Source organism: Accumulibacter sp., assembly GCF_032229525.1.
Classification (GTDB): domain Bacteria; phylum Pseudomonadota; class Gammaproteobacteria; order Burkholderiales; family Rhodocyclaceae; genus Accumulibacter.
The window spans coordinates 37,355-49,053 of record NZ_JAVTWB010000137.1 but is presented as its reverse complement, the minus strand read 5'-3'; the positions used below and the strand labels follow the sequence as shown (position 1 = coordinate 49,053).

12 protein-coding genes are annotated in these 11,699 nt (G+C 63.2%); 7 read left to right on the top strand and 5 right to left on the bottom strand.

Translation table 11 applies throughout. The features are described 5' to 3' along the window. Nucleotides 1–2,985 (top strand): response regulator (locus RUW20_RS10055; protein WP_313952065.1); only part of this gene is annotated, 2,985 nt, incomplete at its 5' end. On the opposite strand, the gene RUW20_RS10050 is transcribed toward RUW20_RS10055, so the two are convergent. Beyond that, nucleotides 2,963–4,414 carry a deoxyribodipyrimidine photo-lyase gene (locus tag RUW20_RS10050; RefSeq protein ID WP_313952064.1) on the bottom strand — a complete coding sequence of 484 codons (1,452 nt, stop codon included), beginning with the start codon at nucleotides 4,412–4,414 and terminating at the stop codon, nucleotides 2,963–2,965. The genes RUW20_RS10055 and RUW20_RS10050 overlap by 23 nt on opposite strands. Nucleotides 4,415–4,461: 47 nt before the next feature. Between RUW20_RS10050 and RUW20_RS10045 the strand changes: the two genes are divergently transcribed. The 5 genes from RUW20_RS10045 to RUW20_RS10025 are packed head-to-tail and all read left to right on the top strand — an operon-like array spanning nucleotide 4,462 to nucleotide 8,223. Beyond that, complete coding sequence (locus RUW20_RS10045) at nucleotides 4,462–5,022, top strand: YqgE/AlgH family protein (RefSeq protein WP_313952063.1); 561 nt, start codon at nucleotides 4,462–4,464, stop codon at nucleotides 5,020–5,022. After that, nucleotides 5,015–5,521, top strand: a complete 507-nt coding sequence (gene ruvX, locus RUW20_RS10040; RefSeq protein ID WP_313952062.1) for a Holliday junction resolvase RuvX — start codon at nucleotides 5,015–5,017, stop codon at nucleotides 5,519–5,521. The genes RUW20_RS10045 and ruvX overlap by 8 nt, the downstream gene beginning before the upstream one ends. Next, the gene (gene pyrR / locus RUW20_RS10035) at nucleotides 5,493–6,014 is read left to right on the top strand and encodes a bifunctional pyr operon transcriptional regulator/uracil phosphoribosyltransferase PyrR (protein ID WP_313952061.1); all 522 of its coding nucleotides are present in this window, start codon (nucleotides 5,493–5,495) and stop codon (nucleotides 6,012–6,014) included. The genes ruvX and pyrR overlap by 29 nt, the downstream gene beginning before the upstream one ends. Next, complete coding sequence (locus RUW20_RS10030) at nucleotides 6,007–6,966, top strand: aspartate carbamoyltransferase catalytic subunit (protein WP_313952060.1); 960 nt, start codon at nucleotides 6,007–6,009, stop codon at nucleotides 6,964–6,966. The genes pyrR and RUW20_RS10030 overlap by 8 nt, the downstream gene beginning before the upstream one ends. Before the next feature lie 3 nt (nucleotides 6,967–6,969). Continuing rightward, entirely contained in the window at nucleotides 6,970–8,223 is a 1,254-nt protein-coding gene (locus RUW20_RS10025; protein ID WP_313952059.1) for a dihydroorotase, read from the top strand. A gap of 8 nt (nucleotides 8,224–8,231) precedes the next feature. Here RUW20_RS10025 and RUW20_RS10020 read toward each other — a convergent pair whose 3' ends face one another. From RUW20_RS10020 to RUW20_RS10005, 4 genes are read right to left on the bottom strand one after another with little or no spacing between them, the layout of a single operon-like run. Further along, nucleotides 8,232–8,522 (bottom strand): DUF167 domain-containing protein, encoded by a 291-nt coding sequence (locus tag RUW20_RS10020; RefSeq protein ID WP_313952058.1) that lies wholly within the window; start codon nucleotides 8,520–8,522, stop codon nucleotides 8,232–8,234. A gap of 3 nt (nucleotides 8,523–8,525) precedes the next feature. Continuing rightward, nucleotides 8,526–9,065, bottom strand: a complete 540-nt coding sequence (locus RUW20_RS10015) for a YggT family protein (protein WP_313952057.1) — start codon at nucleotides 9,063–9,065, stop codon at nucleotides 8,526–8,528. Then, a complete protein-coding gene (gene proC, locus RUW20_RS10010) occupies nucleotides 9,065–9,880 on the bottom strand; it encodes a pyrroline-5-carboxylate reductase (RefSeq protein ID WP_313952056.1) in 816 nt (271 codons plus the stop codon). The genes RUW20_RS10015 and proC overlap by 1 nt, the downstream gene beginning before the upstream one ends. After that, nucleotides 9,877–10,566, bottom strand: a complete 690-nt coding sequence (locus RUW20_RS10005; protein WP_313952055.1) for a YggS family pyridoxal phosphate-dependent enzyme — start codon at nucleotides 10,564–10,566, stop codon at nucleotides 9,877–9,879. The genes proC and RUW20_RS10005 overlap by 4 nt, the downstream gene beginning before the upstream one ends. A gap of 68 nt (nucleotides 10,567–10,634) precedes the next feature. On the opposite strand from RUW20_RS10005, the gene RUW20_RS10000 reads away from it, so the two are divergent. Next, a complete protein-coding gene (locus RUW20_RS10000; RefSeq protein ID WP_313952054.1) occupies nucleotides 10,635–11,681 on the top strand; it encodes a type IV pilus twitching motility protein PilT in 1,047 nt (348 codons plus the stop codon). Nucleotides 11,682–11,699: the final 18 nt, after the last annotated feature.

Below are 11,699 nucleotides of genomic sequence, written 5' to 3'. Positions count from 1 at the left end.
CCAGCGGCCGAATCGCCACCAGCGGTCGAGACGCCTGCAGCGGCGGACGCCGTCGCCGCGGATGAGGTCGCCGCTCCGCTTGCCGCCCAGGCGACTGCCGTGACCGAGGAAGCGGGGGTACGGGAACTCGATGAGCCGAGCGTGCGTGCGCGGCTCTCGATCGCCCCCGATCTCGCAGAGATCTTCAACGAAGAAGCGGGCACTCACCTGGCCACCCTGCACCACGAGTTTTTGGTGCTGGAAGCCAACCCTCTTGCTCCCACCGCACACGAAATGTACCGCGCGGCCCACACCCTTGCCGGGATCGCCGGAACGGTTGGTATCGAGTCGGTTAACCGCCTGTGCCTGGCACTCGAACACGCGCTGTTACGGCACAACCAGGCGGCCCATCCCGACAGCCTCGAAGCACTGGAAACCATCCGCCAGGCGATCGCCGTAGTCGCCCTGATGCTCGCGGATGTCGCCAGCGATCACGAGCCCAACGCAGAACCCTCGGTCGTCGAAGCGCTGGATGCGCTCTACCCGGAGCGCTCGGTCGAGCAGCTGGAAACACTTGCCGAGGCGGACGCCGCCGAGCGGGAATCAGCGCTGCCAGAACCGCCGACACCGATCGCCCCGGCCGAGCCGGAAGCCATGTCGGTCGCCGGCCCCGTCGCCATCGCGCCCCCGGAAATGCAGGACGAACTCGACGAGCAGCTGCTACCGCTGTTTCTCGAAGAGGCCGTCGACCTCACCCAAAGCATTGCCGCCCAATTGCGCGCCTGGCGAAGCAATCCGGCCGACGGCGAGGCGGTCCGGCGGCTGGCACGTTTGTTCCATACCCTCAAGGGCAGCGCGCGCATGGCCGGCGCGATGAATCTCGGTGAACTGACGCACGCCATCGAAACACGCATGGCCGAGGTGGAGGAGTCGAAGAGCGCGCCGCTGGAGCTGATTGACGACGTCGACAACGCCCTCGACGTGATGGTGCAGATTGTCGAAAGGTTGCAGCGCGGCGAATCTTCCGATGCCCCGGTCGAGGTACCCGATGAGGCGGCTCCCGATCAGGCGCCAACGCCTGTTGCGGGGGCCGATACCAGCGCCGTGGCTGCAGATCAGGGGGCACCCGCTGGCCAGCCGCAGCTACCAGAAAGCGAAACCGAGACCACCGAACAGCGAGCACTGCTGCGTGTACGTGCCGATCTGATCGACCGCCTGGTCAACGAAGCCGGGGAATTGTCGATTGCGCGCTCCCGGATTGAAGGCGAGATGCGTGCCATCAAGGGCTCCTTGCTGGACCTGACCGAGAACGTGATCCGTCTGCGCCGGCAATTGCGCGACATTGAGATCCAGGCCGAGTTGCAGATGCAGTCGCGCACGGCGCAGGTCGACGAGCGCCGTCAGAGCGATTTTGATCCGCTCGAGTTCGACCGCTTCACGCGTTTTCAGGAGCTGACGCGGATGATGGCCGAATCGGTCAACGACGTAGCCACCGTGCAGCAGAATTTGCTGAAAAATCTTGACGATGCCAACGCTGCCATCCTTGCTCAATCGCGTCTGAACCGTGAGGTGCAGCAGGAGCTGATGTCTGTTCGCATGGTGCCGTTCGCCACCATTGCCGATCGTCTTTACCGCATCGTCAGGCAAGCGGGCAAGGAAACCGGCAAACGGGCTAACCTGGAAATCAATGGCGCCCAACTACAACTCGACAGAACCGTCCTCGACAAAATGTTGGCGCCACTGGAGCACATGTTGCGCAACGCCATCGCGCACGGGCTCGAAGAAACGAAGGTACGGCTGGCCAAGGGCAAGCCGGAAATAGGCGAACTGACGCTGACGCTGACCCAGGAAGGAAACGAGATCATTCTCGTTTCCTCCGATGATGGAGCCGGGCTCGACCTGCAGCGATTGAGGGAGAAAGGCCTGGCCGCCGGCCTGTTGACCGCAGAGGATGCCGCGGACGAAGCGCAGGTCGTGGAGATGATTTTTGCCCCGGGACTGTCGACCGCCAGCGGCGTGTCGCGCCTGTCTGGTCGTGGCATCGGGATGGATGTCCTGAAGAGCGCGGTGACCAGCCTCGGCGGACGTATTGAAGTACTGTCGACGGCGCACCAGGGAACCACCTTCCGCCTTTATCTGCCGCTCACGCTGGCGGTTACCAAAGCCTTGCTGGTTCGCTCCGGCCACAACGAATACGCGATTCCCGCGGCCATGATCGAGCAGGTGCTCGATCTCAAGGAGAAAGGCCTGACCCGTATCCGCGAGGCCCACGCCGCCGAGTGGGCCGGGACTCAGTATCCCTTCCACTACTTGCCTCACCTCCTCGGCGACTCCCAGGCACTGCCCGAAAAACACACCCAGTACTGGGTGCTGCTGCTACGTAGCGGCGCCCGGAGAATCGCGCTGCAAATCGATGAAGTGGTGGGTAACCAGGAAATCGTGGTCAAGAACATCGGGCCGCAGCTGGCCCGGGTGATCGGTGTGGCGGGAGCCACAGTTCTCGGCAACGGCCAGGTCCTGCTGATCCTGAACCCGGTGGCACTGGCCAGTCGGACGCGCACGGCACACCCGGTCGCGCCGGTACCGACGGCACGCAACCCGGCCAGCACCGGCAGTACTATCGCCACCCTGCCAACGGTGATGATCGTCGACGACTCGCTGACAGTGCGCAAGATCACCAGCCGCTTGCTGGCGCGCGAAGGCTACCAGGTCATGACGGCCAAGGATGGCACTGACGCACTTGAGCAACTGGTCGCCGTGGTCCCCGACGTGCTCCTGGTCGACATTGAAATGCCACGCATGGACGGTTTCGAGTTCACCAGGAACGTACGCGCCGACAAGCGCCTGAAGAAGATTCCAATCATCATGATCACCTCGCGGACGGCCGACAAGCACCGCCAATACGCCTTCGAACTCGGTGTCAACCAATACCTCGGCAAACCCTACCAGGAAGACGAACTGGTACGCCTGGTGGCGGGACACGTCAAGGAGCAGCGAGGCGCTTGACGACCGCGTAGCGCGCCAGTGTTCGGCGCCTCGCCTGCTGATGGTCGACCATTGGCGCCGGCGTATCGCGCCCGACGATCACTGCGCAAGCGGCCTGTTCCAGCGCCGTCATGCGCCACGGCGCGTGAATGAACCGCTCCGGCACAGCGGCCAATTCCGGCAGGTAGCGGCGGATGAACCTGCCGGCCGGGTCAAAGCGCTCCGACTGGGTCACCGGGTTGAAAATGCGGAAATAGGGTTGCGCATCGCAGCCGCTTGACGCCGCCCATTGCCAGCCACCATTGTTCGCCGCCAGATCGAAATCATTCAACCGCCCTGCGAAGTAAGCCTCGCCACGCCGCCAGTCGACGCCCAGGTCCTTGGTCAGAAACGAGGCGACAAGCATGCGCAGGCGGTTATGCATGTAACCGGTGCTGTTCAGTTGCCGCATTGCCGCATCGACCAGTGGGTAGCCAGTTCGTCCTGCGCACCAGGCGGCGAACGCCTCGTCCGCGTCGGGCCCCTGCTCCCACTCGATCGCGTCGTAAGCCGGCTTGAATGCACGCTCGGCAACGTGCGGAAAACGGTCAAGAATCATGAAGTAGAAGTCGCGCCAGACCAGTTCGGAAAGCCAGGTCGCAGCGCCTTCACCGCCTTCGCGCAAGGCGCCCGCAGCAATTGCTTTCGCCACCAACTGACGAATCGACACCGTCCCGAAACGCAGGTGAAGCGAGAGATAGGACACTCCCTTCAGCGCCGGAAAATCACGTTGCTGGTGATAGCGCGCAATACGCCCGAGGAAGTCGGTCAGCAGTTTCTGGCCGCCGGACATTCCGGGCACAATGCCCAGCGCGCGCAAGTCGGTGCTGGCGAAGCCAATGTTTGCCAGCGAAGGCACGCCTGTGGCGGCCTGGTCCGGCGCCAGAGCTCCACAGGCTCGTCCTTCGTAAGACTGCCAGTCATCCTCGCTCAGCCGTTTGAGCCAGGCGTTCTTGTACGGCGTGAATACGGTAAACGGGCGCCCGGCGAGGGTCAGCACTTCATCCCCGTCAAGCACGGCCTGATCCTTGAACGACTCGAAGGCGATTCCGTCGGCGGCCAGGGCGTCGCGCACCGCGGCATCGCGTCGCTTCGCCTGCGGCTCGTAGTCGCGATTGACAAACACTGCCGACACGCCAAGTTCTTTTGCCAGTTGCGGAATCTCAGCAGCGGCCCAGCCATGGCGCACCAGCAAAGCGCCACCACGCTGGCGTAGCGCAGTGTCCAGCTCGACCAGCGACGCGCCGATGAACTCGACGCGGCGATCGCTGCGCTGCTCGAGCGCGTCGAGAATCTCGCGTTCGAAAATGAAAGCGCAATGGACGCGCCGTCCGCGCCGCAGCGCTTCGCCAAGAGCGGCGTGATCGGTGTCCCGCAGATCACGCCGAAACCAGACCAGAATCGAGTCCAAGATGGATTACCTTTGTGTCCGCCGCCGCCGCCGATTAGAATGAGACCATGCCAAGCATCAATCTGACTGATCATTTTCTCATTGCCATGCCGGCAATGGCGGATCCGTATTTCGCGAGGACATTGGTCTACATCGCCGAACACAATGAGCGCGGCGCGCTCGGGGTGATCGTCAATCGGCCGATCGACATGAGCCTGGGGACGCTGCTCGACAAGATCGAAGTTCCCCTTGAAGCTGAAGGCGTGGCCAACCTGCCCGTTTTCTTCGGCGGACCGGTGCAGACCGATCGTGGTTTCGTCCTGCATCGACCAGTCGGCCAATGGCAGTCTACGCTGGTCGTCAACGAGGACGTCGGCCTGACCAGTTCACGCGACATCCTGCAGGCGGTCGCCCACAGCGGGCAGCCGCAGGACGTCATGGTCACGCTTGGTTACTCGGGCTGGTCTGCCGGCCAACTCGAACACGAACTGGCCGAGAACGCCTGGCTGACGGTGGCGGCCAAGCTCCCCATTCTCTTCGAGCTGCCGTACGAAGAGAGACTCGCCTCCGCACTGGAACTGCTTGGAGTGAGCCTGACCAATCTTGCCGACCAGGTCGGCCATGCGTGAGCCGGACGGCCAACCGACAGGCGCCGTCCTCGCCTTCGACTTCGGTCAAAAGCGCATCGGCGTCGCGGTTGGCGAATGGCAGCTGTTACAAGCCCATCCGCTGACCACCATTCATGGCGAGTCCAACGATGCACGTTTCTCCGCCATCGCCGCGCTAATCCAGGAATGGCGGCCGCGCACGCTGATCGTCGGGCGACCGCTCGCGCTCGACGGCAGCGCGCACGCCATGACCGCTCGCTGCCAGCGCTTCGCCAAGCAGTTGCACGGCCGCTTCGGCTTGAGCGTCGATTACGCCGACGAACGGCTTTCGTCGATTGCGGCGCAGGAACAGCTGCGCGCGGCCGGCCACAACAGCCGCAGCGCCAGCAAGCATCTCGATGCCGTTGCCGCCCAGTTGATTCTGCAGGGCTATTTTGACAGCGTCGGCAGCAACGGCCCACACCTCCCTTCCACCGACCCCAAACCCGCCGATGACCGCCAAACCGCTGCCTGCAATTGAGCTCCCCGACGCCGAAGCACAATGTGTCGAACTCGCCGAACTGATCCGACCCCGGCTTCGCCCGGATACGGTACTGGTCGGCATTCACAGTGGTGGCGTCTGGATTGCCCGTCGCCTGCACCAACTGCTCCAGCAAGCCAACGAAATCGGCCTGATCGACGTCTCCTTCTACCGTGACGACTACGGCGAGAAAGGCCTGCATCCCCGGGTCAAGCCGACCTCGATTCCCTTTGATGTCGAGGGCCGGCCACTGATTCTGGTCGACGACGTACTGTACACCGGGCGCACGACGCGGGCGGCGATCAACGAACTGTTCGACTATGGCCGTCCGGCCAGCATCCAGCTCGCTGTTCTGGCGGACCGCGGCCAGCGACAATTGCCGATCAGCGCCGACTTCTGCACCTGGCGGGTCGATCTCGATCCATCGCAAGAGCTGGTGCTCTCGGCGGATGATGACGCTCACCTGCAATGGAGCCTTGGCGGGAATGCGTAACCCACAACTCAACGCCAACGGTGATCTGACGCACCTGCTGTCGATCGAAGGCTTGCCGCGTGAAGTACTCACCCAGATCCTGGACACCGCCTCGAGCTTCATCGAAGTGTCCGACCGCGACGTCAAGAAGGTACCCTTGTTGCGTGGCAAGAGCGTCTTCAACGTGTTTTTCGAGAACTCGACCCGCACCCGCACCACCTTCGAGATCGCCGCCAAACGCCTGTCGGCTGACGTCATCAACCTCGACGTGACTCGTTCCTCGACGGCCAAGGGCGAGACCCTGCTCGATACGGTGGACAATCTGATTGCCATGCACGCCGACATGTTCGTCGTCCGCCACGCGGCCAGCGGCGCACCGCACCTGATCGCCGATCATCTACGCCGCCTCGGACGGAACGACGTGCATGTGGTCAATGCCGGCGACGGAAGGCATGCCCACCCGACGCAGGGCCTGCTCGACATGTACACCATCCGTCACTACAAGAAGGATTTCGCCAATCTGACGGTGGCGATTGTCGGCGACATCCTGCACTCACGCGTCGCCCGCTCGGACATCAACGCGCTGATCACGCTGGGCGCTGCCGAAGTGCGCGCCATTGGTCCGCAGACGCTGCTGCCGACCGCGATCGATGGAATGGGCGTCCGTGTCTGCCATGATCTGCGCGAAGGCCTTCGCGACTGCGATGTAATAATCATGCTCCGCCTGCAGAACGAACGCATGAATGGCGCCCTGCTGCCTTCGGCCCGTGAGTACTTTCGCTGTTACGGGCTGACGCCGGCGATGTTGGCTTTGGCCAAGCCGGACGCCATCGTGATGCACCCCGGGCCGATGAATCGCGGCGTCGAAATCGACTCCGACGTCGCCGACGGACCACAAGCGGTGATCCTGCCACAGGTCACTTTCGGTATCGCGGTGCGCATGGCGGTAATGGGCATTCTGGCCGGGAACTGAGTGATGAACAGGCAAAATCTCCATATCCGGAATGCCCGGCTGATCGATCCGGAAAGCGGCCTTGACGCCCTCCTCGACCTGTTCATCGCCGACGGGCGCATTGCGGCGATCGCTCAGCCGCCTGCCGGCTTCTCGGCTGAGCGCAGCATTGATGCGACAGGGCTAATCGTCTGCCCGGGGCTGGTCGACCTGTCGGCTCGGCTCGGCAGCATCGAACCGGAACTTGGCGCCGCGGTAGCCGGTGGCGTCACTTCTCTCGCCTGCCCCCCCGACACCAACCCGCCGCTCGACGAACCCGGCCTGGTCGAGCGCCTGGTGCGGCGCAGCGAAACGCTTGGCTTGGCACACGTCTATCCGATCGGCGCCTTGACCCAGCAATTGGCAGGCCGGCGCTTGGCAGAAATGAACAGTCTGGCGAGCGCCGGCTGTATCGGTTTCTCGCAGGCCAACCAGCCGATCGACACTCAATTGCTGCTGCGCGCGATGCAGTACGCCGCCACTTTTGGTTACGCCGTTCGCCTACGGCCACAGGATCAGTTTCTCGCCCGCGACGGTGTCGCGCACGATGGCGAGGTCGCCTCGCGGCTGGGGCTGACCGGCGTTCCGGTATCCGCGGAGACCGTCGCCATCGCGACGGCTCTGCTACTGGCGTCTGAAACCGGCGTCTGCCTGCATCTTTCCCGGCTGTCATCAGCTGCCGGGATCTCCCTGATTGGCGAAGCGAAGCGTTCCGGAATGCAGGTCAGCTGCGATGTGTCGATTCATCATCTGCACCTGTCGGAGGCCGATATTGGCTACTTCGACAGCAATGCCCGCTTCGACCCACCCCTGCGCGCGGCGGGCGACCGTGACGCGCTGCGTGCCGCCGCCCGCGAAGGTCTGGCGGCAATCTGCTCCGACCACACCCCGATCGACGCCGATGGCAAGCAGCTGCCGTTCGCAGAAGCGTTGCCGGGCGCCACCGCGCTGGAGCTTCTGCTGCCATTGACGCTGCTATGGGCTGAGCAGGAAAACCTACCACTCGCCGACGCGCTGGCCCGCGTGACCAGTGATCCGGCAGCGATCCTTGGTATCGACGCCGGATCGCTGCGTATCGGCAGTCCCGCCGACGTTTGCGTCTTCAACCCCACGGAAACCTGGCGCGTGACGCCGGAGGCCTTGCGCAGCCAGGGGAAGAACAGTCCGTACCTGAATCGTGAGCTAAACGGCCGGGTGCACATGACGCTGGTCGGCGGACGGATCGTCTTCGAGGCCTGAACGTCCGCTCATTCCCCGAGCAGGCGCTGTTCCGCATCCGCCGGCGCACCCGTCACCAGCAGCAGTTTGCGCCGCGATTTCTGGCCGCTTTTGAGCTCGACCAGCGACTTGCGCAGATCCAGCCGCTGCGCGACGAACGCAATCAAGGCAGCATTGGCCCGACCGTCAAGCGCCGGCGCGGCGAGGCGTACTTTCAACGCGTCGCCATGCAACCCAGCGACTTCGCTGCTCTTGGCTCCGGGTTGGACATGAACGGTGAGGGTGATCGAGCCGTCATTCCGGCACAGCCAGTCGGCCACGGCTTACAGGAACATCAAGACCAGCTGCGCAAGGACAATGGCGATCAGCGGCGACAGGTCTACCGAGCCGATGGTCGGCACCACCCGCTGGATCGGCCGCAGGAAGGGCCTGGTCAGCTGCGAGACCGGCTGACTCAATGGCGAGTACGGACTGACCCAGGAGAGGACGGCCTGCACCAGCAAGGCACCAATCAGCAGGTAGATGCTGAAGCGTAAGGTCGCCAGTACAGCGTGCCAAAGCAACAGCGGAAGAAAAGGCCCGAGAGACCAAATCTCCACGCCGCCCTGCAGTGAAGCCGCAGCGAAAGCGAGCACCAGCTGCAACAGATAGGCGGGCAACAGACTCGCCAGATCCAGACCCCAGAGCCCTGGCAGCGCCTGGCGCAACGGCTTGACCAGCCAGTTGGTCAGGTCGACGACGAAAGCACCGACCTGATTGTTGAAGGAGACGCGAAAAACCTGCATGTAAAAGCGCAGCAGCAGCGCAAAGGTGAACAGGCCGGTCACCACCTGGAGCAGGAACAAGCCAGCCTGCGCCGCCATCAACTATCCTTTCCCAGCAGTTCGCCCAGCTCGCGGCTACGCGTGTTGGCGGCGAGGACGCCGGCGATGAAACCCTCCCGCACGGCAAGCTCCTCCATCGTCCGCAGGGCAGCCTCGGTGGTCCCGCCTTTCGAGGTGACGCGCTCTCGCAGCACGCCGGCCGCTTCATCGGACTGTACCGCGAGCTTGGCCGCACCGAGCACGGTTTCGATCGAAAGCTGGCGCGCCTGCGTCGCTGTGAGACCGAGTTCCTTGGCTGCCTCCTGCAACGCTTCAATGAACAGAAAGACGTAAGCCGGGCCACTGCCCGAGACGGCGGTCACGGCATCCATCTGGCTCTCCTCGGCCACCCACAGGGTGCTGCCAACGGCCTGCAGGATGCGCTCGGCGCCCAAGCGCTCGGCCATCGATACGGCCGGCAGCGCGCACAGCCCGGTGATCCCGGAACCGATCAGTGCCGGCGTATTGGGCATCGCTCGCACGATCTTTCCATACCCCCCCAGCCAGCGTGAGATGTCGGCGAGGCGGAGGCCGGCTGCAATGCTGATGATCAGTTGATTCCTGAGTCGCTTGGGGAGCGACGCACAGGCATCCCGCATCTGCTGTGGCTTGACTGACAGCAGCAGCGCATCGCAGTCGAGCGCGGCCGCCGTCGGTGATTCATAGCACCGAACGCCGTACACCAGCCGCAGCTTGGCGCGCCCCTGTGCACCCACTTCAATAACGGCGATGTCGGCGGTCGAGAAACCCGTCTTTACCAAACCACCGATCAGGGCATGGGCCATGTTGCCACCGCCCAGGAAAGTAATTCTCATGCTGTGCTTCTCTCACCAAAAATCGCGGTGCCGACACGCACCAGTGTTGCGCCCTCGGCGATCGCGGCTTCGAGGTCATGCGACATGCCCATCGACAGTGTATCCAGCGCGAGGCCGTCGGCCTGTAGTTGTTGGGAAAGTTCCCGCAGACGGCGGAAAGGGCGGCGTTGCTCCAGGAAGTCGTCAGAACGCGCCGGGATGGTCATCAGGCCCCGCAAACGCAGCCTCGGCAGTCCGGCAACAGCCTGCGCCAGCGCCGGCGCTTCCGCCGGAGAAACTCCACCTTTGGTCGCCTCACCGCTGACATTCACCTGCAGACAGACCGACAACGGGGGTAGCGATGCCGGGCGCTGCTCGGAGAGACGCTCAGCGATGCGCAGGCGGTCCACAGAATGCACCCAGTGGAAAGTCTCCGCAAGGACGCGAGTCTTGTTGCCCTGTAACGCACCAATGAAATGCCATTCAAGCCCCAGCGAACTTAGTTGAGCGACCTTTTGCACGGCTTCCTGGACAAAGCTCTCGCCAAACGCCTTCTGTCCCGCGACAGCCGCCTCGCGCACCCGGGTAGCCGGCCAGGTCTTGCTGACAGCGACCAGGCGAACGTCTCCGGGATCACGTCCATACTGCCGCGCCGCGTCGGCGATTCGCGCGAGAACGGCTTGCAGCTTAGCGGAAAGTGGGATCATAATCTGGCGTCGTGCAGTTACCCGGAGTATAGCACTGCGCCCAGCCCACCACCCGAGGACCGAACCGGATGGACATCACAGAACTACTGGCCTTCAGTGTCAAGAACAAGGCTTCCGACCTGCATCTGTCGTCCGGGCTACCGCCGATGATTCGTGTGAATGGCGATGTGCGCCGTATCAACCTGCCCGCCATGGAGCACAAAGACGTCCATGCCATGGTCTACGACATCATGAGCGACGGTCAGCGCAAGCAGTACGAAGACATTCTGGAATGCGACTTTTCCTTCGAAATTCCCAATCTGGCACGCTTTCGCGTCAACGCTTTTGTCCAGAACCGTGGGGCCGGCGCGGTCTTCCGGACCATTCCATCGAAAGTGCTCACCCTCGAAGATCTGAATTGCCCGAAAATCTTCAAACCCATTTCGGAGTATCCCAGAGGGATCGTTCTGGTCACCGGACCGACCGGCTCCGGCAAGTCCACCACCCTGGCTGCGATGGTCAACCACGTCAATGAGAACATGTACGGCCACATTCTCACCGTCGAGGATCCGATCGAGTTCGTTCATCAATCGAAGAAATGCCTGATCAACCAGCGTGAAGTCGGCCCGCATACCTTGTCGTTTCAGAATGCACTCCGCTCGGCACTCCGCGAGGACCCGGACGTGATCCTGGTTGGCGAAATGCGCGATCTCGAAACCATCCGCCTGGCGCTCACCGGCGCGGAAACCGGCCACCTGGTGTTCGGCACGCTGCATACTTCAAGCGCAGCCAAGACCATAGACCGGATCATCGACGTATTCCCCGCCGCGGAAAAAGAGATGGTGCGATCAATGCTTTCCGAGTCGCTACGGGCGGTCATTTCGCAGACCCTGCTCAAGACCAAGGATGGATCGGGACGTGTCGCCGCCCACGAGATCATGATCGGCACGCCGGCGATTCGCAACCTGATCCGGGAGGCCAAGGTGGCCCAGATGTATTCCGTCATCCAGACCGGGCAGCAACACGGGATGCAGACGCTCGACCAGAATCTGCTCGAGCTCGTCAAACGCAACGTCGTTGCAGCGCAAGAAGCCCGCAGCAAGGCCGCCAACAAGGATAGTTTCGCCGGCGTCTAAGCGCGACGGCCGATCAAG

Bases quoted from the DNA above. Each gene is read 5' to 3' on its own strand.
- RUW20_RS10045 (WP_313952063.1), top strand. From the start codon at position 4,462: ATGCCAAGCATCAATCTGACTGATCATTTTCTCATTGCCATGCCGGCA.
- ruvX (WP_313952062.1), top strand. From the start codon at position 5,015: ATGCGTGAGCCGGACGGCCAACCGACAGGCGCCGTCCTCGCCTTCGAC.
- pyrR (WP_313952061.1), top strand. From the start codon at position 5,493: ATGACCGCCAAACCGCTGCCTGCAATTGAGCTCCCCGACGCCGAAGCA.
- RUW20_RS10030 (WP_313952060.1), top strand. From the start codon at position 6,007: ATGCGTAACCCACAACTCAACGCCAACGGTGATCTGACGCACCTGCTG.
- RUW20_RS10025 (WP_313952059.1), top strand. From the start codon at position 6,970: ATGAACAGGCAAAATCTCCATATCCGGAATGCCCGGCTGATCGATCCG.
- RUW20_RS10015 (WP_313952057.1), bottom strand. From the start codon at position 9,065: ATGGCGGCGCAGGCTGGCTTGTTCCTGCTCCAGGTGGTGACCGGCCTG.
- proC (WP_313952056.1), bottom strand. From the start codon at position 9,880: ATGAGAATTACTTTCCTGGGCGGTGGCAACATGGCCCATGCCCTGATC.
- RUW20_RS10005 (WP_313952055.1), bottom strand. From the start codon at position 10,566: ATGATCCCACTTTCCGCTAAGCTGCAAGCCGTTCTCGCGCGAATCGCC.
- RUW20_RS10000 (WP_313952054.1), top strand. From the start codon at position 10,635: ATGGACATCACAGAACTACTGGCCTTCAGTGTCAAGAACAAGGCTTCC.